Source organism: Streptomyces sp. DT2A-34, assembly GCF_030499515.1.
In the GTDB taxonomy this organism is placed as follows: Bacteria; Actinomycetota; Actinomycetes; order Streptomycetales; family Streptomycetaceae; genus Streptomyces.
Genome location: NZ_JASTWJ010000001.1, coordinates 518,255 through 544,790 on the forward strand (window position 1 = coordinate 518,255; position 26,536 = coordinate 544,790).

The 26,536-nt window shown below is 72.8% G+C and carries 1 protein-coding gene (only partly in view); it reads right to left on the reverse strand.

From position 1 onward, the window contains the following. Window positions 1–26,536: the 3' portion of a type I polyketide synthase gene (locus QQM39_RS02305; RefSeq protein WP_301994893.1), read on the reverse strand. Its footprint extends 1,391 nt past the window's final position; 26,536 of the gene's 27,927 nt are visible here — the last part of the coding sequence; the start codon falls outside the window, past its right edge — the gene reads right to left on this strand; it ends in the stop codon at window positions 1–3.

The following is a 26,536-nucleotide window of genomic DNA, read 5'->3' on the forward strand; positions in this document are numbered from 1 at the left end:
TCAGTTCCCGGAGTTCTCGGTCGCCAGGCGCAGCAGTGCTTCGCCGTCGAGGTCGTCGATCGAGTCCGCCTCGGGATCAAGCACAACAGAATCAGTGCTCGTGATTTCCCCACTGTCTTGTGCAAGTTGGAGCACGAGATCCAGCAGGCCGGCCTTGCGCAGTCGGCTGATCGGGATCGAGGCGAGGGTCTCGCGGATGTGCGCCTCGGGATCGTCCGCCCGCTGCTCGCCCGTCTCGCCCAGCAGCTCGGTGCGGATGAACTGCGCCAGGGCCGCCGGGGTCGGGTGGTCGAAGACCAGGGTCGCGGGCAGCGCCACCCCGGTGGCCGCCTTCAGCCGGTTGCGCAGGTCGACGGCCATCACCGAGTCGAAGCCGACGTCGCGGAAGGCCCGGTTCGCCGAGAACGCGTCGGCCTCGTCGTAGCCGAGCGTCGCTGCGGCCTCGGCGCGGACCAGGTCGAGCAGGACCCGGCCGCGCTCGGACGCGGGCAGCGCGGCCAGCCGCTCCTTGAACCCGGAGTCGGACGGCTGCTGCGCCTCGGCTTCGGCCAGCCTGCGCACATCCGGGATGCCGTCGAGCAGCGGGCTGGGCCGCTGTGCGGTGAAGCTGGGCGCGAACTTCTCCCAGTCGGTGTTGGTGACGGTGAGCTGCGTCCGGCCGTCGGCGACCGCCTGCCGCAGTGCCCTGATCGCGAGCTCCGGCGCCATGGTGTGCAGGCCGCGGCGGCGCAGTTGCTCCGCGCCCTCGGCGTTCTCGGCGGCCATGCCGCTGTCCGCCCAGGCACCCCACGCGACGGACGTGGCCGCGAGGCCCAGACCGTGGCGGTGGTGCGCGAGGCCGTCCAGGTAGGCGTTGGCCGCCGCGTAGGCGGGCTGTGCCCCGCTGCCCCAGCTCGCCGCACCGGACGAGAAGAGGATGAACGCCTCGATCTCCGGGTTGTCCGCGGTGAGTTCGTGCAGGTTCCACGCGGACGTCGTCTTGGCCCGCAGCAGCCGGTCGAGCTGGTCGATGCCGAGCGCGTCGGTTGGAGCGTTGCCCTCGACGACACCGGCCGCGTGCACGACCCCCCTGAGCGGGTGCTCGGCCGGGATCTGCTCCAGCAGCGCGGCCAGCGCCGCCCGGTCGGAGGCGTCGCAGGCCGCGAGCGTGACCCGGGCGCCGAGCGCTTCGAGCTCGGCCCGCAGCTCCTGCGCGCCGGGCGCCGCGGCCCCGCGACGGCTGGTGAGGACGACGTGCTCAGCGCCGGCGTCGACGACCCAGCGGGCGACATGACCGCCGAGCGCGCCGGTGCCACCGGTGATGAGCACCGTGCCGCGCGGCTGCCACTCCTCGCCCCGCTGCCCACGCGGCGCGGGCACCAGCCGCCGACCGTGAACGCCGGAGGCGCGCACGGCGAGCTGATCCTCTCCACCCCCGTTGCTGAGCGCGGCGACCAGGCCCTCGGCGATACGGTCGTCGATCTCCTCGGGAAGGTCGACCAGGCCGCCCCACCGGTGCGGCAGGTCCAGGGCCGCGACCCGGCCGAGTCCCCACAGCGCCGTCTGGGCGGGGCTGGTGACCGTGTCGTCGGCGCCGGTCGTGACCGCTCCCCGGGTCACGGCCCACAGCGGCGCCGTGATCCCGGCGTCGCCGAGCGCCTGCACGAGCAGTACCGACAGCGCCAGGCCCGACGACGTGGCGTCGAACCCGGGGTACGGCCGGTCGGCCGTACCGAGCAGGGACAGCACTCCGGCGGGCTCAAGACCGGCCAACCGGGCGGCGAGGGTTGCCCGTTCGGTGTCCGGTGCGACATCGATGCGTACGACGTCGGCGCCGAGCGGCGCGAGCACGGACTCGGTCCATGCCTTGTCGGCCTGGTCCGCCCCGTCGATGCCGGCCGGAACGAGGGCGAGCCAGGTCCCCGTGATACCGGCGACGGGGACACCGCGCAGCCGCTCCCAGGAATCCTGGTACCGCCACGAGTCCACGGTGGACTGGGCCTTCTGCCGCCCACGCCATGCGGACAGCGCGGGCGCCACGGCCGCCGCCGCGTCCGGGTCCACATCAAGCGCGGAAGCGAGGTCACCGCTGTCGACGAGGGTCCAGAACTCGGCGTCGACCGGGTCGGCCGCGCCCGAGCTGACGGCCGCCTTGGGCCAGTAGCGCTGGCGGTCGAAGGCGTAGGTGGGGAGGTCGATGCGGCGGGCTCCGGTGCCTTCGTAGAACACCTGCCAGTCGACCTCGATGCCCGCGGCCCATGCCTCGCCCAGGGAGAGGGCGAACCTGGTCGGGCCGCCCTGGTCCCGGCGCAGGGAACCGACCGCGACGACGTCCGCCGCGCCGTGGTCGTCGGCGGTGGACTGCAGCGGCATGGTCAGCACCGGGTGGGCGCTGGACTCGACGAACACGCGGTAGCCGTCGTCGATCAACGCGCGGGTGACCTTCGCGAACTCGATCGGCCTGCGGGCGTTCAAGTACCAGTACTCCGGGCCCAGTTCCGTCGTGTCGATCCGCTCACCGGTCACCGCCGAGTAGAACGGGATACCGGCCGACCGGGGGGTCGTCTCCGCCAGCATCTCCAGCAGGCGTTCGCGCAGCGGCTCCACCTGCGGGCCGTGCGACGCCACCGTCGAAGGCACGATCCGCGCCCGCTCACCCCGGCCCACGCACACGTCCACGAACTCGCCCAGCTCAGCCTCCGGACCAGCCACCGTGCAGGCGTTCGGGCCATTGATCCCGGCCACCGACAACCCAGCCCAGCGACCGATGAGTTCACGCACCGCCTCGACCGGGAGCACCACCGAGGCGACCGCGCCCCGGCCGACCAGCTCGTCCGCGAACAGCTGGCTGCGCAGCACCACGATCCGCACGGCATCCTCAAGGCTCAACGCACCCGCCACGAAAGCCGCCGCGATCTCACCCTGCGAATGACCCACCACCGCGCCCGGCTCCACACCGAACGACCGCCACGTCTGCGCCAACGACACCATCACCGCGAACAACACCGGCTGCAGAATCTCGATGCGCTCCAGCAGCTCCGCATCACCCCGCAGCACATCGATGACCGACCAGTCCACGAAGGAACCGATCACCCGATCGCACTCGGCCATCCAGTGCGCGAACACCTCGGAGGAGTCGAGTAGTTCGACCGCCATACCGGCCCACTGCGAGCCCTGCCCGGGGAACACGAACACCGGACCGGGGCCGGCCTCACCGGCCACACCCCGCACCAACTGCCCGCCAACCAGAACCGCCCGGTGATCAAACACCGACCGCCCCAGCAGAGACCACCCGACATCGACGCTGTCGGCCCCAAGAGCCTCCAACCGCGCAACCTGAGCATCCAACGACCGCTCAGACCGCGCCGACACCACCCACGGAACCCCAAGCCCCGAAGGCACCGGCTCAGCAACAGCCTCCTCGGAGCCGACGGCGGCCGCCTCCAGGATCAGATGCGCGTTCGTCCCGCTGATACCGAACGACGACACACCCGCCCGACGCGGACGCTCCCCACCGGGCCACTCCACCGCCGACGTCAACAACTCCACCGAACCCGCAGCCCAATCCACATGCGACGACGGCTCGGTGACATGCAACGTCCGTGGCAGCACTCCGTGTTGCAGGGCCAGCACCATCTTGATGACACCGGCGACGCCGGCGGCGGCCTGGGTGTGGCCGATGTTGGACTTCACGGAGCCGAGCAGGAGGGGCTGTTCGCGGTCCTGGCCGTACGTGGCCAGCAGGGCCTGCGCCTCGATCGGGTCGCCGAGCGACGTCCCCGTACCGTGCGCCTCCACCGCGTCCACATCCGCAGTCGAAAGACCGGCCGAAGCCAGCGCCTGCCGGATCACCCGCTGCTGCGACGGACCATTCGGCGCCGTCAGACCATTCGACGCACCATCCTGATTCACCGCAGACCCACGCACCACCGCCAGCACCCGATGCCCGTTGCGCACCGCATCCGACAGCCGCTCCATGACCACCATGCCGACGCCCTCGGACCAGCCCGCGCCGTCGGCGTCGTCGGAGAAGGCCTTCGAGCGGCCGTTCTTGGCGAGGGCGCCCTGGCGGGTGAGTTCGGCGAAGGCGAGCGGGGTGGTCATGATGGTCGCGCCGCCGGCGACGGCGAGCGTGCACTCGCCGCCACGCAGCGCCTGGGTGGCCAGGTGGATCGCCACCAGGGACGCGGAGCAGGCGGTGTCGACGGTGACGGCCGGGCCCTCGAAGCCGAAGGTGTAGGAGAGGCGGCCGGAGATCACGCTCGCCGCGAGACCGGTGGCGGCATGGCCCTCGGTGTCCTCGGCGGAGTTGGTGAGCAGCGTCGCGTAGTCCTGGCCGTTCGTGCCGACGAACACGCCGGTCGGGGTGGATCGCAGGGAGTCCGGGTCGACGCCGACGCGCTCCAGTGCCTCCCAGGTCGTCTCCAGCAGGAACCGCTGCTGCGGGTCCATCGCCAGCGCCTCGCGCGGGGCGATGCCGAAGAACGCGGGGTCGAAGTCCGCGCTGCCGTCGAGGAATCCGGCCTCGCTGGTGACGCTCGTCGCCAGCACCGACTCGACGTCCCAGCCGCGGTCGGTCGGGAACGCGCCCATGCCGTCGCGTCCCTCGACCAGCATCTCCCAGAACTCCTCGGGCGTCGTCACCCCGCCGGCGAACCGGCAGGACATGCCGACGATGGCGATCGGCTCGTCGTCGCGCACGGGACCGCGGGCGACCACGGCGGCGTCGGCGGCGACTCCGAGCACCTCGTGGAGCAGGTGCTCGGCGAGCGCGCGGGGCGTCGGGTAGTCGTAGACGAGGCTCGCGGGCAGGTTGCGCCCGGTTGCCGTGCCCAGCTTGTTGCGCAGTTCGACGGCGGTGAGTGAGTCGAAGCCGAGGCCGCTGAAGGGCTTGGTGACGCCCACGGCGGACGGGCCGGCGTAGCCGAGCACTGCCGCGACGGCCGTGCGGACGACGTCGAGCATCACGTCCAGCGGCTCGTCCGCGTCCTGCAGCCTGGCGAGCAGGCCGGCGTCGCCGCGCGGCTCGCGTGCCCGGCTCGCGGCCGCGGGCACGGCGTCCGGCAGGATCGCGATGCCGATGGTCGCGTCGGGTTCGCCGACGGCCCGCCACATCGCCTCCACGGCGAGGGCGGGGTTCATGGCGAGGCCCTGCAGGTCGGCGCCGACACCCTCCCCTGCGGCCATGCCGGCTCCGGCCCAGGCGCCCCAGGCAATGGAGGTCGCGGCGTGGCCGTCGGTCCGGCGCCGGGTGGCGAGGGCGTCCAGGACGGTGTTGGCGGCGGCGTAGTTGGCCTGGCCGGGGTTGCCGATCGCGCCGGCGAGGGACGAGAACAGGACGAACGCATCGAGGTCCAGCTCGCGCGTCAGCTCGTCGAGGACGAGCGCGGAGGCGACCTTGGCGCGGAACACGTCCGCGAACCGCTGCGGCGTCAGCGACTCGATCACTCCGTCGTCCAGCACACCGGCGGTGTGCACGACGGCGGTGAGTCCGGGCAGGTCGGCGAGGAGGGCGCGGACGGCGTCGCGGTCGGCGACGTCGCAGGCCACCACGTCGGCCCGTACGTGCTCGCGCAGTTCGTCCCGCAGCGCGGCGGCGCCGGGCGCGTCCAGGCCCCGGCGGCTGGCCAGAACGACCCGCTCCACGCCCCGCTTGGCGAGGTCACGGGCGACGTGCGCGCCGAGCGCGCCGGTACCGCCGGTGATCAGGACGGTGCCGGTCGGCTGCCAAGCCGTACCGGCCGGGCGCGGTGCCTTGCCGTATCGGCGGGCGAAGACGCCTTCGGGTCGGACGGCCACCTGGTCCTCGTCGCCCGTGAGTACGGCGGCGAGCAGCTCGGGTGCACCCTGTACGTCGACCAGGCCGCCCCACTGAACGGGCAGTTCGAGCGCGGCGACGCGGCCGAGGCCCCAGACAGCGCTCTGTCCCACGTCGGCGATCGGCTCGCCCGCGACCGAGACCGCGCCGCGTGTGACCGCCCACACCGGGGCGGCGATGCCGCGGCGCGCCAGCGTCCGGACGAGTTCCAGCGTGCCGGACACGCCGGCCGGGACACCGCCCGCGTCGGTGCCGTCCGACAGTGCCAGCAGCGAGACGACGCCGTCGTACGGCGTTTCGGGCAGTTCCTCGACGATCGTGCCGCCGACCGCCGCGGCGACCTCGACGGCCCACGCGTCGTCGGCCAGACCGGCCGGCACCACGACCAGCCAGGTGCCGGTGACCGAGCCCGTCGGCGTGACCGGAGTCCAGGACTCGCGGTGCCGCCAGGAGTCCACGGCGGGCTGCGCGGAGGCGGTGGCCTCCAGCAGCGTCGGCCAGTAGCGCTCGTGCTGGAAGGCGTACGTCGGCAGGTCCACGCGGCGGGCGCCGGTACCGGCGAACAGCGGCACCCAGTCCACGGTCACGCCGCTCACGTGCAGCCGCGCCAGGCCTGTGATCAGCGCGGACTCCTCGTCGCGGTCCTTGCGCAGCACCGGGGTGATCACGGCATCCGGGGCCGTCTCGGCGACCATCGCGGACAGCACACCGTCAGGGCCGATCTCCAGGAACGCCGTGGTGCCCGCCTCGCGCAGCGCCGTGACGTTGTCGTGGAACCGCACCGCCGCACGGACATGACGGACCCAGTAGTCGGGGTCGGTCACGTCACCCGTCGTCACGACCGGGATCGCCGGCTCGTGGAACGTCAGGCCGCCGACCACCGCACGGAAGTCGTCCAGCATCGGTTCCATCAGCGGCGAGTGGAAGGCGTGGCTGACCGGCAGCCGCTTGGTCCTGCGGTCGGCGAAGTGTTCGGCGATCCGCTCGACCTCGGCCGCGTCGCCCGCGATCACCACGGACGTCGGCCCGTTGACGGCCGCGATCGACACACCGTCGGTGAGATGCGCGGCGGCTTCCTCCTCCGTGGCCTCGATCGCCAGCATCGCGCCGCCCGCGGGCAGCGCCTGCATCAGCCGGGCCCGCTCCGACACCAGCGTGCAGGCGTCCTCCAGCGACAGCACCCCGGCCACATGCGCGGCCGCGATCTCACCGATGGAATGGCCCGCCAGCTGATCGGCCCGCACACCGAGCCACTCCGTCAGCCGGTAGAGGGCCACCTGGAGGGCGAACAGCGCGGGCTGGGTGTGACGGGTCTGGTTCAGCAGCTCCGCGCCCGCACCCCACATCACCTCGCGCAACTGCGGGTCCAGGTGGGTGAGTACGTCGTCCAGCGCGCCCGCGAAGACGGGGAACCGCTCGTACAACTCCCGGCCCATGCCCAGCCGTTGCGCCCCCTGCCCGGAGAACAGGAACGCGAGCTGCTGCTCGGTGGCCTCGCCCCGGGCGATCTCCGCTCCGTCCGCGAGGACCACCCGGTGCTCGAACCGGCTACGACCGGTGGCGAGGGAGTAGGCGATGTCGAGGGGACCGGCATCGACCGCGGCGAGGCGGGCGACCTGGTCGGCGAGAGCCTGCTCGGTGCGGCCCGACACGAGGACCGGGACGACACCCGGCGTCACGCGCACCGGCTCATCCGGCTCCGGGGCGGACTCCGGCGCCTGCTCGATGATCACGTGCGCGTTGGTGCCGCTGACGCCGAACGACGACACCCCGGCCCGGCGGGCGCGGCCGGTGGCCGGCCAGTCACGGCGTTCGGTGAGGAGTTCGACGCTGCCGGTCCCCCACTCGACGTTGGTGGACGGCGCGTCGACGTGCAGGGTGCGGGGTACGACTCCGTGCCGGAGCGCCATGACCATCTTGATGACGCCGGCGACGCCGCCGGCCGACTGCGGGTGGCCGATATTGGACTTGATGGAGCCCAGCAGGACCGGTGTCTCGCGGTCCTGGCCGTACGTGGCGAGCACCGCGCCCGCCTCGATGGGGTCGCCGAGCGTGGTGCCGGTGCCGTGCGCCTCGACCACGTCGACGTCGCCCCCGGAGAGCCCGGCGTTGGCGAGGGCCTGCCGGATCACCCGCTGCTGCGACGGCCCGTTCGGCGCCGTCAGACCATTCGACGCACCGTCCTGGTTGACGGCCGAGCCGCGCAGAACGGCGAGGACTTCGTGGCCGTTGCGCCGGGCGTCGGACAGGCGCTCCAGCAGGATCACGCCCGCGCCCTCGGACCAGCCGGTGCCGTCGGCGGCGTCGGCGAACGCCTTGCAGCGGCCGTCGGGGGCGAGACCTCCGGTGGCGGTGAAGGCGGAGTAGGCGTTCGGCGTGGTCATCACCGCGACACCGCCGGCGAGCGCGAGGTCGCACTCGCCGCTGCGCAGCGCCTGCGCCGCCCAGTGCATCGCGACCAGCGACGACGAGCAGGCGGTGTCGACGGTGACGGCCGGGCCCTCCAGGCCGAGCAGGTAGGAGATACGGCCGGACAGCACGCTCGCGGAGAACGCGGTGGTGGCGTAGGGGCCGGTCTCCTCCACCGAGCGGTTCAGCAGCGACTCGTAGTCCTGTCCTGTCGTACCGACGAAGACACCGGTGGGACTGCCCTTGAGCGTGACCGGGTCGATGCCCGCACGCTCCAGCGCCTCCCAGGAGGTCTCCAGGAGCAGACGCTGCTGCGGGTCCATGACGACGGCCTCACGCGGCGAGATCCCGAAGAAGCCGGCGTCGAAGTCCGCGACGGCGTCGAGGAATCCGCCCTCGAACGTGGCGCTGGCCAGGCTGTCCAGGTCCCAGCCACGGTCGGTGGGGAAGCCGGAGACGGCGTCGCGGCCGTCGGACACGAGCTGCCACAGCTCCTCCGGCCGGGTGACGCCACCGGGGTAGCGGCAGCCGATGCCGACGATCGCGATCGGGTCGTCGGAGGCGGCCGTGGCGGCACGCACCTCGGCGGGGGCGTCGGTCCTGCCGAAGAGTTCCTCCCGCAGGTAGCCCGCCAGCGCGGTCGCGGTCGGGTGGTCGAACACCACGGTCGTGGGCAGCGGCAGGCCGGTGACGGCCTTGAGCTTGTTGCACATCTCGACGGCGGTCACCGAGTCGAAGCCCAGCTCGCGGAAGGCCCGCCCGGCCGGCAACGTGTCGGTCTCCGCGTAGCCCAGGGTCTTGGCGGCCTCGGTGCGCACGAGGTCGAGCAGGGCCCGGTCGCGCTCCACGGCGGACAGCGCGGAGAGCCGCTGTTTGAGGGCCGACTCGTCCCGTTCCACCGGGCTGTCGGCGAGGGCCTGGCGTACTTCCGCGATGCCGTTGAGCAGGGGGCTCGGCCGCTCGGCGGTGAAGCTCGGGGCGAACGTCGCCCAGTCGATGTCGGTGACGGTGAGCTGCGTCTGGTCGTCGGCGACCGCCTGCCGCAGCACGGCCATCGCCAGCTCGGGCGCCATCGACCCGATGCCACGGCGGGCCAGCTCGTCGTACAGGCCGTGGTCGGCGGCCATGCCCGCGTCGGCCCACGCACCCCACGCGATGGACAGGGCGTGGCGGCCCTGGGCGCGGCGCAGTCGGGCGAGCCCGTCGAGGTAGGCGTTGGCGGCCGCGTAGGCGGGCTGTCCGCCGCTGCCCCAGCTCGCCGCGCCGGACGAGAACAGGATGAACCTGGCGTCCGGCGCCAGCTCGTGCAGGTGCCAGGCCGCCGCCATCTTGGCGTCCAGGATGCCGGTGACGGCGTCGAACGACAGCTCGCCGACCGGTGCGTCACCCGTGCCGACGCCCGCCGCGTGCACGACGACGGTCAGGTCGTCGACACCGTTCACGACGGCTTCGAGCGCGGCGCGGTCCGCCGCGTCGCAGGCCTCGATCGTCACCCGGGCACCGAGCGCCTCCAGTTCGGCCCGCAGCTCCTGCGCACCGGGCGCCGCGGCACCGCGGCGGCTGGTCAGTACGACGTGCTCGGCTCCGGCCTCGACCAGCCAGCGGGCGACATGGCCGCCCAGCGCGCCGGTTCCGCCGGTGATCAGAGCGGTGCCGGTGGTGCGGAACTCCGGCCCGTTCTGGGCCGTGGCCCGCACCAGGCGTCGGGCGAAGACACCGCCCTGCCGGACGGCGACCTGGTCCTCGGTGCCGGTGAGCACCGCCACGAAACGCGTCGCGGCCCGGTCGTCCATCTCCTCCGGCAGGTCGATCAACCCGCCCCAGCGGTACGGCAGTTCGAGTGCGGCGACCCGGCCGAGTCCCCACAGCGCGGTCTGCGTCGGGTGCGCGACCTCGTCGTACACCGCCTGCCGGGTGACCGCCCACACCGGCGCGGAGATGCCCGCATCGGCCAGCGCCTGCAGCAGCGTGACAGTCAGGGCGAGACCGGTCGGGTGGTCCGGCGTACCGATGAGGCCGGTCAGGGCCACCACTCCGCTCGGCGCGACCGCGAGGTCCACCAGCCGGGCGGCGAGTCGGTCCCGGTCGGCATCCGCGTCGACCTCGACCCGTACGACGTCCGCGTGCGCGCCGACGGCCGCGATCACGTCGGCATCGGTCACGCCGGCCGGGGTGACGACGAGCCATGTCCCGGACGGCGTCCCGGACACCGTGACGGGCGCCCACTGGTCGCGGTAGCGCCAACCGCCGATGGTGGAACGGGCCTTGCGCTGGGCACGCCAGGTCCGCAGCGTGTCGGCGAGCGTTTCGTCGGTGATGCCGATGGTGTCCAGCTCGCCGTTGTCGACGAGGGTCCAGAACTCCGCGTCGACGGGGTCGCTCTCGGCCGCACCCGGTCGCAGGGGTTCCGGCCAGTAGCGCTGGCGGTCGAAAGCGTAGGTGGGGAGGTCGATGCGGCGGGCTCCGGTGCCTTCGTAGAACACCTGCCAGTCGACCTCGATGCCCGCGGCCCACACCTCTCCGAGGGAGAGAGCGAACCTGGCCGGGCCACCCTGGTCCCGGCGCAGGGAACCGACCGCCACGACATCCGCCACGCCATGATCATCCGCGGTGGACTGCAGCGGCATCGTCAGCACCGGATGCGCACTGGACTCGACGAACACGCGGTAACCGTCATCGATCAACGCCCGGGTGACCTTCGCGAACTCAATCGGCCGACGGGCATTCAAGTACCAGTACTCCGGCCCCAGTTCGATCGTGTCGATCCGCTCACCGCTCACCGCCGAGTAGAACGGGATACCCGCCGACCGGGGAGTCGTCCCCGCCAGCAGCTCCAGCAGACGCTCCCGCAACGGCTCCACCTGCGGACCATGCGACGCCACCGTCGAAGGCACGATCCGCGCCCGCTCACCCCGGCCCACACACACATCCACGAACTCGCCCAGCTCAGCCTCCGGACCAGCCACCGTGCACGCATTCGGACCGTTGATCCCGGCCACCGACAGTCCCGGCCAGGCCTCGATCAGTAGACGGACTTCCTCCACCGGCAGCGCCACCGAAGCGACCGCACCACGGCCGACGAGTTCGTCCGCGAACAGCTGACTGCGCAGCACCACGATCCGCACGGCATCCTCAAGGCTCAACGCACCCGCCACGAAAGCCGCCGCGATCTCACCCTGCGAATGACCCACCACCGCGCCCGGCTCCACACCGAACGACCGCCACGTCTGCGCCAACGACACCATCACCGCGAACAACACCGGCTGCAAGATCTCGATGCGCTCCAACAGCTCCGCATCACCCCGCAGCACATCCACGACCGACCAGTCCACGAAGGACCCGATCACCCGGTCGCACTCGGCCATCCAGTGCGCGAACACCTCGGAGGAATCCAGCAGTTCGACCGCCATCCCCGCCCACTGCGAGCCCTGACCGGGGAACACGAACACCGGACCAGGGCCGGCCTCACCGGCCACACCCCGCACCAACTGCCCGCCAACCAGAACCGCCCGGTGATCAAACACCGACCGCCCCAGCAAAGACCAGCCCACATCGACGCTGTCGGCCCCAAGAGCCTCCGACCGCGCAACCTGAGCATCCAACGACCGCTCAGACCGCGCCGACACCACCCACGGAACCCCAAGCCCCGAAGCCACGGCACCGGACTCCGCCGACACCTCGGGGACAGCCGCCTCCAGGATCAGATGCGCGTTCGTCCCGCTGATACCGAACGACGACACACCCGCCCGACGCGGACGCTCCCCACCGGGCCACTCCACCGCCGACGTCAACAACTCCACCGAACCCGCAGCCCAATCCACATGCGACGACGGCTCGGTGACATGCAACGTCCGCGGCAGCACCCCGTGCTCCAGGGCCTTGATCATCTTGATCATGCCGGCAACACCCGCCGCCGACTGGGTGTGCCCGATGTTGGACTTCACGGAGCCCAGGTAGAGCGGTACATCACGGTCCTGGCCGTACGTGGCCAACAGGGCTTGCGCCTCGATCGGGTCGCCGAGCGACGTCCCCGTACCGTGCGCCTCCACCGCGTCCACATCCGCAGTCGAAAGACCGGCGGAAGCCAGCGCCTGCCGGATCACCCGCTGCTGCGACGGACCGTTCGGCGCCGTCAGACCATTCGACGCACCGTCCTGATTCACCGCCGAGCCCCGCACCACGGCCAGCACCCGATGCCCGTTGCGCACCGCATCCGACAGCCGCTCCAGCACGACCATGCCCACGCCCTCGGAGAACCCGGTGCCGTCGGCGTCGTCGGAGAAGGCCTTCGAGCGGCCGTCCGCCGAGACGCCGCGTTGGCGGGAGATCTCGACGAAGGTGGCCGGCGTCGACATGATCGCGACGCCGCCGGCGAGGGCGAGGTCGCACTCGCCCTGTCGCAGGGACTGCACGGCGAGGTGGGTGGCGACCAGCGACGACGAGCACGCGGTGTCGATGGACACGGCGGGGCCTTCCAGGCCGAGCACGTACGAGACGCGGCCCGAGGCGACGGAGGGGGAGCTGCCGGTGCCGTGGTAGCCCTCGAACTCGGTGCCGAGGAGCTGGGCGTAGTCGTTGTACATCACGCCGGCGAACACCCCGGTCGCGCTGCCGCGCAGCGAGAGCGGGTCGATGCCGGCTCGTTCCAGGGACTCCCAGGACGTTTCCAGCAGCAGGCGCTGCTGGGCGTCGGTGGCGAGGGCCTCACGGGGTGACATGGCGAAGAACGCCGGGTCGAACTCGCCCGCGTCGTGCAGGAATCCGCCGAGGCGGGTCGCGGAGGTGCCGGTCTCGGCGTCGGCCGCGAACAGGGCGTCCAGGTCCCAGCCGCGGTCGGCGGGGAACTCCGAGATGGCGTCGGTGCCGTCCAGGACGAGCTGCCACAGCTCCTCCGGGGTGGTGACCCCGCCGGGGAAGCGGCAGGCCATGCCGACGACGGCGATCGGGTCGTCGTCCACGGCAGTGTGCACGCGTACGGCCGCGGCCTGGTCGCTGCCGAACAGCTCGTCGCGCAGGAACTCGGCGAGCACGGCGGTGGTCGGGTAGTCGAAGACCAGTGTGGCCGGCAGCCGCAGCCCGGTGACGTTGCCGAGGCGGTTGCGCAGGTCGACGGCGGTCAGCGAGTCGAAGCCGAGGTCGCGGAAGGCCCGTGAGGTGTCGAACGTGGTGCCGTCGGCGTGGGCGAGGACGGCGGCGACCTGGGTGCGGACGATGTCGGTCAGCGCGTCGATCCGTTCGGCGTCGCCGAGCGGGCGCAGGCGCTGCACCAGGCCGGACGCGGCGGCCGAGCCGACGGCGGTGCGGCGGGTCCGGGTGCGGACGAGGCCGCGCAGCAGCGCGGGGACGTCTCCCTGGGCGCGCAGGGTCGCGAGGTCGAGGCGGGCGGGGAGCAGGACCGGTTCGGCGGTGGCGAGGGCAGCATCGAACAGGGCCGTGCCCTGCTCGGCCGACAGCGGCGGCATTCCGGCGCGCACGAGGCGTTCGCGGTCGGCTTCGGTGAGGGTGCCGGTGAGGCCGGCCGTGGAGTCCCAGGTGCCCCAGGCGAGCGAGACGGCGGGCAGACCGAGGGCGCGACGGTGCTCGGCGAGGGCGTCGAGGAAGGCGTTGCCCGCCGCGTAGTTGCCCTGCCCCGCGCCGCCGAGCAGTCCGGCGGCGGAGGAGAAGACGACGAACGCCGAGAGGTCCGCGGTGAGTTCGTGCAGGTGCCAGGCCGCGTCCACCTTGGGCCTGAGCACGGTGGCGAGCTGCTCCGGCGTCAGCGATTCGACGACGCCGTCGTCGAGCACGCCCGCGGTGTGCACGACGGAGCGGATCTCGTGCCGGGCCAGGAGGTCGGCGAGTGCGTCCCGGTCGGCGACGTCGCAGGCGACGACGTCCACGTGCGCGTCGAGCTCGGCGACCCACTCCGGGGTACGGCCGCTGCGGCTGGCGAGGACCAGGTCGCGGATGCCGTGCCGGTGGACGAGGTGCCTGGCGATGACGCCGGCGAGGCCGCCGGTGCCGCCGGTGACGAGCACCGGCCCCGCCCAGGCGATGTCGTCCTGTGCGGCGGCGGCGCGGGCGAGGCGAGGCGCGTACGCCTTGCCGTCGCGCAGGCGCAGTTGCGGCTCGTCGGAGGCGAGTGCCTGCGGCGGTACGGCGGCGAGGTCGGCGTCGCTGTCGCTGTCGACGCTGATGAGCTGGAACCGGCCGGGGTGCTCGGTCTGCGCGGAGCGCACCAGGCCCCACACCGCCTGCCCGGCGAGGTCTCCGTGGCGGGTGACGACGGCGAGCCTGCCGGGGCGTTCCTCGGCGATCCACTCCTGGAGCAGGCCGAGGACCCGGGTGGTGAGGGCATGCGTGGACCCGATCACGTCGTCGGGGTCGCCGGTGTCATCGGCGCCCAGGGCGTGTTCGACCACGACGTCGGCGACGTCGGCGGATGTGGCGTCGGGCAGCGTGACCTGCGTCCAGTCGACGCGGAACAGCGCGTCCCGGTGGATGTCGTCGAGCGGCGTCTGCGCGAGGGGGCGTACGACGAGGGACTCGACGGACGCGACGGGGCCGCCCTCGGTGTCGGCGAAGGTGAGCTCCATGCCGTCGGCCCGGGGGGTGAGGCGTACCCGGAGGGTCGTGGCGCCGGTGGCGTGCAGGGACACGCCCTCCCAGGCGAAGGGCAGTCCGGCGCCGTCGCGGGTGAGCAGCGCGGCGTGCAAGGCGGCGTCGAGGAGGGCAGGGTGGATGCCGAAGGTGCCGGGCTCCACCTCCTCGGGCAGCGCCACCTCCGCGAACACCTCGTCGCCGCGCCGCCACACGGCCTGCAGGCCCTGGAAGACGGGGCCGTACTCGAAGCCGAGGTCCGTGAAGGTGTCGTAGCAGCCTTCGATGTCGACCCGCTCGGCACCCGTCGGCGGCCAGACGGCGGCGTCGAAGTCGCTGGTGTACGCGCCGTCGCTCAGGGTGCCGGAGGCGTGTTCCGTCCACGGTGTGTCGTCGTCGGGGCGGGAGTGGATCGCGACGCGGTGGCGGCCGTTCTCCTGCGAGGTCTCCTGTGGGGTGACGGACACCTGGAGCTGGACGGCGTGGTCGAGGACGAGGGGCGCCGAGATGGTGAGTTCGTCGAGGCGGTCGCAGCCGACCTCGTCGCCCGCGCGGAGCGCGAGTTCCACGAATGCCGTGCCGGGCAGCAGCACCCGCCCGCCGACGGCGTGGTCGGTGAGCCAGGGGTGGGTGCCCGGGGACAGGCGGCTGGTGAAGAGCATGCCGTCGGCGCCGGCCAGGTCGACGGCCGCGCCGAGCAGCGGGTGCGCCACCGCGGTGAGGCCGAGGCCCGTCGCGTCGCCCGCGCCGGTCACGGTGGCCGGCCAGTAGCGCTGCCGCTGGAAGGCATAGGTGGGCAGGTCGACCGTCGTGCCGCCGGTGAACAGGTCGTCCCAGCGGACGGTCAGGCCGCGCACATGCGCCTGCGCCAGGGCGGTGAGGAGTTGTCGCCGGCCGCCCTCGCCGCGCCGCAGGGTGCCCAGGGCGACGGCGTCGACGCCCTCGGCCTCCAGGGTCTGCTCGATGCCGACGGTGAGGACGGGGTGGGCGCTCGGCTCGACGAAGAAGCGGTGGCCGTCGGCGAGCAGGGCGCGGGTCGCCCGCTCGAACTCCACGGTGTGGCGCAGGTTGGTGAACCAGTACTCGGCGTCGAGTCCCGCGGTGTCGATCCGGGTGCCGGTGACGGTCGAGTAGAACGGCACGTCACCGGTGCGGGGCGTGATCGGGGCGAGGTCGGCCAGGACGCGTTCGCGGATCTCCTCCACCTGCGGGGTGTGCGAGGCGTAGTCCACGGCGATCATGCGGGCGCGGATGTCCTCGGCCTGGCAGTCGGCGACGATCTCCTCCAGCGCGGCGACCTCGCCGGCGACGACGGTGGAGCCGGGGCCGTTGACCGCGGCCACGGCGATCCGGTCGCCGTACTTCTCGATGCGCGGCCGGATCCGGTCGGCGGGCAGCGACACGGACAGCATGCCGCCGCGCCGGGACAGCGCCTCGTCGACGGCCTGGCTGCGCAGGGCCACGATGCGCGCGGCGTCGTCGAGGCTCAGGGCTCCGGCGACGGCCGCGGCGGCTATCTCGCCCTGGGAGTGGCCGACGACGGCGTCGGGCTCGATTCCGTACGAGCGCCACACCTCCGCGAGGGACACCATCACCGCCCACAGCACGGGCTGGACGACGTCGACCCGTTCCAGGGACTGCTCCTCGCGCAGGACGTCGAGCAGTGACCAGTCCACGTACGGCCGCAGCGCCTCGGCGCACTCGGTGAGGCGGCGGGTGAACGCCTCGTGGGAGCCGAGGAGTTCACGGCCCATGCCGATCCACTGGGAGCCCTGCCCGGGGAACACGAACACGGTGCGGCCGCTGATGCCGGCCCGGCCGGTGACGGTGTCGTCCGGGCCGTCGCCGAGGACGACGGCGCGGTGCTCGAACGTCGTCCTGCCGTTCAGCGAGTGGGCGATGTCCAGCGGGTCGCCGTCCAGGCCCTTGATCCGTTCGAGCTGCTCGTGCAGCGCGGCCTCGGACTTGGCGGACACCAGCCGGGGGACGTCCCCGTCCGTGGGGCGCGGGGCCGGGGTTTCGGTGACGGTGGGGCCTTGCTCCAGGATGACGTGCGCGTTGGTGCCGCTGACACCGAACGACGAGACACCGGCGCGGCGGGGGCGGTCGGCCGCCGGCCACGCGGTCTGCTCGGTGAGCAGTTCGACGGAGCCCTCCTCCCAGTCGATGTGCGAGGAGGGTTCGGTGATGTGCAGGGTGCGCGGCAGCACACCGTGCCGCATCGCGAGCACCATCTTGATGACGCCGGCGACACCGGCGGCGGCCTGGGAGTGCCCGATGTTGGACTTCACGGAGCCCAGGTAGAGCGGAACGTCGCGGTCCTGGCCGTAGGTCGCGAGCAGGGCCTGCGCCTCGATCGGGTCGCCCAGCGGGGTGCCGGTGCCGTGTGCCTCCACGGCGTCCACGTCCGCCGTCGTGAGGCCGGCGGAGGCGAGGGCCTGGCGGATGACGCGCTGCTGCGAAGGCCCGTTCGGCGCCGTCAGACCATTCGACGCACCGTCCTGGTTGACGGCCGACCCGCGGACGACCGCGAGGATGCGGTGCCCGTTGCGCAGGGCGTCGGATTGCCGCTCCAGGACGAGCTGGCCGACACCCTCGGCCCAGCCCACGCCGTCGGCGGAGCCGGAGAACGCCTTGGAGCGGCCGTCCGCGGAGATGCCGCGCTGGCGGGAGAACTCGATGAACGTCGACGGCGTCGACATCACCGTCGCACCGCCCGCGAGCGCGAGGTCGCACTCGCCGCTGCGCAGCGACTGGATCGCCCAGTGCATCGCGACCAGCGACGACGAGCAGGCGGTGTCGATGGTGACCGCCGGACCCTCGAAGCCGAAGACGTACGACATCCGGCCCGAGGCCACACTGCCCGCGCTGCCCTGGCCCTGGTGGCCTTCGAGGTCACCGCCGCCGAGGAGGGACTGGTAGTCGTTGTACATCAGGCCGGTGAAGACGCCGGTCCGGCTGCCCTTCAGCGCGACCGGGTCGATGCCGGACCGCTCCAGCGCCTCCCACGCCGTCTCCATCAGCAGCCGCTGCTGGGTGTCCGTGGCCAGCGCCTCGCGGGGCGACATGCCGAAGAACTCGGGGTCGAAGAGCGCCGCGTCGTGCAGGAAGCCGCCCGAGCGGGTGTACGAGGTGCCCAGGTGGTCGGGGTCGGGGTGGTAGAGGGCGTCCAGGTCCCAGCCGCGGTTCGCCGGGAAGCCGCTGATCGCGTCGGTGCCGCCCAGCACCAGCTGCCACAGTTCGTCGGGGGTGGTGACGTCACCGGGGTAGCGGCACGCCATGCCGACGATCACGATCGGGTCGTCGTCGGCCGGGGTCGCCATGGCGACCGGCACGAGCGCGGCCGGTGCGTCGGTGCCGAACAGCTCGCCCTTGATGTGAGAGGCGAGGGCGGCGGCGGTCGGGTAGTCGAAGATCAGCGTGGCCGGCAGCCGCAGCCCGGTCGCCGTGCCGAGGCGGTTGCGCAGCTCGACCGCGGTGAGCGAGTCGAAGCCGAGGTCGGCGAACTGCTGCTCGGCGTCGACGGCGTGCGCTCCGGCGTGCCCGAGCACCCCGGCGATCTCGCCGCGCACCAGCTCCAGCAGCGCTTCGAGACGCTCGCCGTCCGCCCGCGCCGACAGCCGCGCCACCAGCGACACGGCCGTCTCGGACCCGGCGACCGAACGCTTGGCGCGGGTACGGATCAGACCGCGCAGCAGCGGCCGTACCTCGCCCCGGGCCCGCAGCACCGACAGGTCCAGGAGCGCCGGGACCAGAACGGCCTCGTCGCTCGCCAGTGCCGCGTCGAACAGCGCGACGCCCTGCCCGACGGTGATCGGCGGCAGCCCGGCGCGGCGCATGCGCTCGACGTCCGCCTCGGGCAGCGCACCCGCCATGCCGCCTTCCCAGGCGCCCCACGCCAGCGACAGCGCGGGCAGGCCGGCCGCCCGGCGGTGCTCGGCGAGGGCGTCGAGGAACGCGTTCGCGGCGGCGTAGTTGCCCTGGCCTGCGCTGCCGATGGTGCCCGCCACGGAGGAGAAGACCACGAACGCCGAGAGGTCCTCGGTGAGTTCGTGCAGGTGCCAGGCGGCGGCCTTCGGCGCGAACACCGTGTCCAGGCGATCGGGGGTCAGCGACTCGACGACCCCGTCGTCGAGGGTGCCGGCCGCGTGCACGACGGAGCGGACCGGGTGCTCCGCCAGCAGCGCGGCGAGCGCCTCGCGGTCGGCGACGTCGCACGCCACCACCGTGACGTCGGCGTCCAGCCCGTCCACCCACTCCGGCCGGCTGCCGCTGCGGTTGACCAGGACCAGGTCGCGGATGCCGTGATCGTCGACGAGGTGCCGGGCGACGATCCCGCCGAGGCCGCCGGTGCCGCCGGTGATGAGCACCGGCCCTTCCCAGGCGACCTCCCGCTCCCCCGCTGTGGCCCGGGCGAGCCGGGCGGCGCGCACCACGCCGTCACGGATGGACAGTTCGGGTTCGTCGATGCCGAGGGCCCGGGCGACGAGTTCGTCGGAGTCGGTGTCGGATTCAACGGTGCTGCTGTCGGTGTCGATGATGCCGAACCGGCCCGGGTGCTCGGTCTGTGCCGACCGCACCAGGCCGCGCACGGCCGCCCCGGCGAGGCACCCGGCGCCGGTGACGAAGACGAGCTTCTCGGGCCGCTCCTCGGCGATCCACTGCTGCATCGCTTCAAGCGCCCGCGCGGTCAGCCGACGCACCGACTCGACGACGCCTTCCTCGGCGACGGCGACGACGGGCTCGATGACGACCCCGGTCGCGGGCTCGACGGGCACATCGACGGGAACCCAGTCGACGCGGAACAGCGCGTCCCGCTCCGGACCCACGGCCCGCGCCGCCGCCGTGTCCTCCCGCACGACGAGCGCGTCGACGCTCGCGACCGGCGCGCCGGTGGTGTCGGCCAGCGCGATGGCGTACCCGTCGGCGCCCCGGGTCAGTCGCACCCGTACCGACGAGGCGCCGGTGGCGTGCAGCGACACGCCCTCCCACGAGAACGGCAGCCGGGCGCCGCCGTCGACGAGCAGCGCCGCGTGCAGGGCGGCGTCGAGCAGCGCCGGGTGCAGGCCGAAGCCCCGCACGTCGGTGCCGTCCGGCAGCGCGACCTCGGCGTACACGGTGTCGCCCGCGCGCCACACGGCACGCAGGCCCTGGAACAGCGGGCCGTATTCGAAGCCGAGGTCCGCGAACCGCTCGTACGCGCCGTCGACCTCGACGGGCTCGGCGGCCGGCGGCCACACGGTCGTGTCGAAGTCGCTGCCGCCCGTCCCGACGGCCAGCGTGCCCGTCGCGTGCGGCGTCCAGGGCCCGTCGGCGTCGTCCTCGGGCCGCGCATGGACGGTGAACGAACGGCGTCCGTCCACCTCCGCACCGACCCAGGCCTGCACCTGCACGGACCCGCGCGCGGGCAGCACCAGCGGTGCGGCGAGCGTCAGTTCCTCGACCCGGTCGCAGCCGACCTCGTCACCCGCGCACAGCGCCAGCTCCACCAGGGCGGCACCCGGCACGAACACCTCGCCGCGCACGGCATGGTCGGCGAGCCACGGGTGCGTACGCAGCGAGAGCCGCGACGTGAAGAGATGCCCGGCCGCTCCGGCGAGCTCCACGGCAGCGCCGAGCAGGGGGTGTTCGACGGATCCGAGACCGGCGGCGGCGACGTCCGTCCTGGGCGTGGGCTCGGGCCAGAAGTACTGGCGCTGGAAGGGGTAGGTGGGGAGGTCCACACAGTGGCCGCCCTCGTAGAACGGCGCCCAGTCGACGGCGGTGCCTGTCACGTGCAGGCGGGCCAGAGCGGTGACGAAGGCGGTCGCCTCGTCCAGGTTCTTGCGCTGGGCGGGCACGGCGTCCGCGACGAGCGCGGAGAGTACGCCGTCGGGACCGATCTCCAGGAACGCCTTCGCGCCCAACGCGGTGACGTGGTCGTGGAAACGGACCGTCTCGCGGACATGCCGCACCCAGTACTCCGGATCGGTCACATCACCACTGGCCATGAACGGGATCGCCGGGGCGTGGAAGGCGAGTTGGCCGACGACCGTGCGGAAGTCGTCCAGCATCGGCTCCATCAACGGCGAGTGGAAGGCATGGGAGACCTTCAGCCGCTTGGTCCTGCGATCAGCAAAGCCTTCGGCTATCCGCTCGACCTCGGCCTCATCGCCCGCGATCACCACGGAAGACGGGCCATTGACGGCGGCTATCGACACCAACTCGGTCAGCTGCGCGGCGACTTCCTCTTCGGTGGCCTCGATCGCCACCATCGCGCCCCCGGGCGGCAACGCCTGCATCAACGACGCCCGCGCCGACACCAGCCTCGCCGCATCCTCCAGGCTCAGGACACCCGCCACATGCGCCGCCGCGATCTCACCGATCGAATGACCGGCCACATGAGCGGCCTGCACACCGAAGGACTCCGCCAGCCGGTACAGCGCCACCTCGAAGGCGAACAACGCCGGTTGCGTGGAACCGGTCCGGTTCAGCAACTCCTCGTCCTCGCCCCACATCACCCCCCGCAGCGCCGGGTCGAGATGAGCGAGTACGTCGTCCAGAGCACGCGCGAACACCGGGAACCGCTCATACAACTCCCGGCCCATACCGAGCCGTTGAGACCCCTGCCCGGAGAACAGCACGGCCACGGGCTTCCCGCCGCCCGCCACTCCCCTGGCGATCTCCTCGCCGTCCAGCAGCACAGCCCGGTGCTCGAACAACGACCGCGCGGTCAGCAGGGAGAACCCGACGTCGGCGGCGGCGCCCTCAACGCCGTGCAGCGCCCCGACCTGCTCGCTCAACGCCTCGTCCGACTTGGCCGAGACGATCCACGGCACCGCGTGCGCAGGGCCGACCGCGGGCTCGGGGACGTCCGCCGCGGGCGCCTGCTCCAGGATCACGTGCGCGTTCGTCCCACTGACACCGAACGACGAGATACCGGCCCGGCGTACCCGATCCACCTCAGGCCATGGCGTGTCGGAGGTCAGCAGCTCCACCGCGCCCGCCGACCAGTCGACGTGCGACGACGGCGCGTCCACGTGCAGCGTCCTCGGCAACAACCCGTGGCGCATGGCCATGACCATCTTGATGACACCGGCGACACCCGCGGCGGCCTGGGTGTGCCCGATGTTGGACTTCACGGAGCCCAGCAGCAGCGGCCGGTCCGCATCGCGGTCCTGACCGAGCGTGGCGAGCAGCGCCTGCGCCTCGATCGGGTCGCCCAGCGTGGTGCCGGTGCCGTGTGCCTCGACGGCGTCGACGTCCGCGGTGGACAGACCGGCGCTCGCGAGAGCCTGCCGGATGACGCGCTGCTGCGACGGACCGTTCGGCGCCGTGAGCCCGTTGGACGCACCGTCCTGGTTGACCGCCGAGCCCTTGACGACGGCCAGGATCCGGTGACCGTTGCGGATGGCGTCCGACTGCCGTTCCAGTACGACGATGCCGGCGCCCTCGGCCCAGCCCACACCGTCGGCCGAGTCGGCGAAGGACTTGCAGCGGCCGTCGGCGGAAAGGCCGCGCTGGCGGGAGAACTCGATGAAGGTCGACGGCGTCGACATCACCGTCACACCGCCGGCGAGCGCCAGCGTGCACTCGCCGCTCCGCAGCGCCTGCGCGGCCAGGTGCAGTGCCACCAGGGAGGACGAGCAGGCGGTGTCGACGGTGACGGCCGGGCCCTCGAAGCCGAAGGTGTAGGACACGCGGCCGGAGGCGAAGGTGCCCGCGCTGCCCATGCTCTGGTAGCCCTCGAACTCCGAGCCGCTGATCAGCACCGAGTAGTCGGTGTACATGACGCCGGCGAACACGCCGGTGCGGCTGCCGTGCAGGGTCAGCGGGTCGATGCCCGTGCGCTCCAGTGCCTCCCAGGAGGTCTCCAGCAGCAGGCGCTGCTGCGAGTCGGTCGAGAGTGCCTCGCGCGGGGACATCCCGAAGAACGCCGGGTCGAACTCGCCCGCGTCGTGCAGGAAGCCACCGGACCGTGTGTACGAGGTGCCGGTGTGGTCGGGGTCGGGGTGGTAGAGCGCGTCCGCGTCCCAGCCGCGGTTGGTCGGGAAGCCGCTGACCGCGTCGACGCCGTCGGAGACGAGGCGCCACAGGTCCTCGGGGGAGGCGACGCCGCCGGGGTAGCGGCAGGCCATGCCGACGATGACGATCGGGTCGTGGGACAGGGCCGCCGTGGCCGCGGTGGACGCATCGGCCGCGGCGGGCAGGTCCGGCGTGGGCGCGTCGGTGCCGAACAGTTCGTCCAGGAGGTGGTCCGCCAGCGCGCCGGCGTTCGGGTAGTCGAAGATCAGGGTGCTGGACAGGCGCAGGCCGGTCGCGGTGGTGAGCTGGTTACGCAGTTCGACAGCGGTCAGAGAGTCGAAGCCGAGGCTCTGGAAGGCCCGGCCGGGGTCGATCTCGTCGGTGCCGACATGGCCGAGCACGGCCGCGACCTGGCCGCGCACCAGGTCCAGCGCGGCCTCGCGCCGTCCCTCGGCGGGCAGTGCGGCCAGCCGCTGCGCGAGGGACGCGGCGGTGTCCGAACCGGCGACCGCGCGCCGGGCGCGGACCCGGATCAGGCCGCGCAGGATCGGCGCGGCCTCGCCGCGTCCGCGCAGCACCGGCAGATCGAGGCGCACCGGCACCACGGCCGCCGTACCGGCCGCCGCACCGGCCTTCAGGGCGGCGTCGAACAGTTCGACGCCCTGCTCCGCGGTGATGCCGGGGATGCCGGTACGGGCCATGCGGTCGGCGTCGGCGTCGGCGCCGGACAGCATGCCGGCCAGCCACGGGCCCCACGCCAGCGAGGTCGCGGGCAGCCCGGCCGCCCTGCGATGTTCGGCGAGGGCGTCCAGGAACGTGTTGGCGGCCGCGTAGTTGCCCTGTCCTGCGGTGCCGAGGGTGCCGGCGACGGAGGAGAAGACGACGAAGGCGGACAGGTCGGCGGTGAGTTCGTGCAGGTGCCAGGCCGCGTCCACCTTGGGCGCGAGCACCGTGTCGACACGTTCGCCGGTCAGCGACTCCACGACACCGTCGTCCAGCACGCCCGCCGTGTGCACGACGGCCCGCACCTCGTGCCGTGCCAGCAGCGCGGCGACGGCGTCCCGGTCGGCGACGTCGCACGCCTCGACGACGACCCGCGCGCCCAGCGCCTCCAGCTCGCCGGTGTCCGCCTCCCCCCGGCGGCTGACCAGCAGCAGGTCACGCACGCCGTGGGCGGTGACGAGGTGGCGGGCGACGAGCATGCCGAGCCCGCCGGTGCCGCCGGTGATCAGCACCTGGCCGTCCCACTCGGGCCGGGTGCCCGCCGGGACGCCCGCCGGGGTGTCGGCCGGGAGGAGGCGGGTGAGGCGCGGAGCGGCCACCTCGCCACCGCGGATGCGTAGTTGAGGCTCATCGAGGCTCATGGCCCGGGCGACGAGTTCAACCGAATCCGAGTCGTAGTCGAGGTCGGTGTCGGAGTCGGAGTCGGAGTCGATGATGCCGAACCGGCCGGGGTGCTCGGCCTGCGCCGACCGCACCAGACCCCACGCGGTGGAGGCGGCCAGGTCACCGGCCCGGATGACGAACACCAGACGCTCGGGGCGCTCGTCGGCGAGCCACTCCTGGATCTTCGCCAGGACCCGCTTGGTGATCTCGTGCGCCGAGCCGACGACGTCGTCCGAAGGCGCCGAGAGGTGTTCGAGTACGACGTCGGCGGCGCCCTCGGTTGGCAGTTCGACCGGCGTCCAGTCGACGTGGAACAGCGCCTCGCGCGCGATCGAGGTGCCGAGGTCGCCGCTGGGCAGCGGGCGGGTGACCAGGGAGTCGACCGAGGCGACCGGGGCTCCGGTGCCGTCGGCGAGGGCCACGGAGACCGACTCGTCGCGGGTCCGGATCCGTACCCGCAGCGCGGTCGCGCCGGTGGCGTGCAGGGACACGCCCTGCCATGCGAAGGGCAGACCGCCGCCGGCCGGGCTCAACTCGGCGGCGTGCAGCGCCGAGTCCAGCAGCGCCGGGTGCAGTCCGTATGCCGCCGCGTCGGCGTCCGTACCGGGGCCGGTGCCTTCCGGCAGCGCGACCTCGGCGTACACGCTGTCGCCGAGCCGCCATGCCGCTCGCACGCCCCGGAAGGCGGGGCCGTAGGTGAAACCGGCGTCGGCGAAGCGCTCGTAGAACCCGTCCACGGGGACCGCTTCGGCCCCGGGCGGCGGCCACGGGGTCGCGTCGAAGTCGTCGTGGACGGTGCCCGCCGCGAGGAACCCGGTGGCGTGCTCCAGCCAGGGGGTGTCGGCGTCGAGCCGCGAGTACACCGTGACCGGGCGGCGCCCGGTGCCGTCCGGCGCCCCGACGGCGACCTGCACCTGGATCGACCCGCGCTCCGGCAGCACCAGCGGCACCGACAGGGTCAGCTCGTCCAGCCGGTCCAGGCCCACCTCGTCGCCGGCCCGCAGCGCCAGCTCGACGAAGGCGGTGCCGGGGAACAGCACCCGGCCCGCCACGACATGGTCCGCGAGCCACGGGTGCGTGCTCACCGACAGCCGCGAGGTGAACAGGGCACCGTCACCGCCCGCGACCTCGACCGCCGCGCCGAGCAGCGGGTGTTCGACGGCGGTCAGGCCCAGCCCGGAGGCGTCGACCGCGCGGCCGGAGGCAGAGGGCCAGTAGCGCCGACGCTGGAAGGGGTAGGTGGGGAGGTCCACACGGCGGGCGCCCTCGTAGAACGGCGTCCAGTCGACCGGGATACCGGTGACGTGCAGCCGGGCCAGAGCGGTGACGAAGGCGGTCGCCTCGTCCAGGTTCTTGCGCTGGGCGGGCACGGCGTCCGCGACGAGCGCGGAGAGTACGCCGTCGGGACCGATCTCCAGGAACGCCTTCGCGCCCAACGCGGTGACGTGGTCGTGGAAACGGACCGTCTCGCGGACATGCCGCACCCAGTACTCCGGGTCCGTCACATCCCCACTGGCGGTGAACGGGATCGTCGGCGTGTGGAAGGTGAGTTGGCTGACCGTCGTGCGGAAGTCGTCCAGCATCGGCTCCATCAACGGCGAATGGAAGGCATGGGAGACCTTCAGCCGCTTGGTCCTGCGGTCACCGAAGTGTCCGGCGATTCGCTCGACTTCAGCCTCGTCACCCGCGATCACCACCGAGGACGGCCCGTTGACGGCAGCAACGGACGCCAACTCGCCGATATGTTCGGCGACTTCCTCTTCGGTGGCCTCGATCGCCACCATCGCGCCCCCGGGCGGCAACGCCTGCATCAACGACGCCCGCGCCGACACCAGCCTCGCCGCATCCTCCAGGCTCAGGACACCCGCCACATGCGCGGCCGCGATCTCACCGATCGAATGACCGGCCACATGAGCGGCCTGCACACCGAAGGACTCGGCCAACCGGTACAGCGCGACCTCGAAGGCGAACAGGGCAGGCTGCGTATGACCGGTCTGGTTCAACGCCTCCTCGTCCTCGCCCCACATCACCCCCCGCAGCGCCGGGTCGAGATGAGCGAGTACGTCATCCAGAGCACGCGCGAACACCGGGAACCGCTCATACAACTCCCGGCCCATACCGAGCCGTTGAGACCCCTGCCCGGAGAACAGCACGGCCACGGGCTTCCCGCCGCCCGCCACCCCCCTGGCTATCTCCTCGCCGTCCAGCAACACAGCCCGGTGCTCGAACAACGACCGCGAGGCCAGCAAGGAGAACCCGATGTCAGCGGCGGCGCCCTCGGCACCCCGCACCGCCTCGACCTGCTCGCCCAACGCCCCCTCGGACTTGGCCGAGACAAGCCACGGCACCCCGTGCACAGGA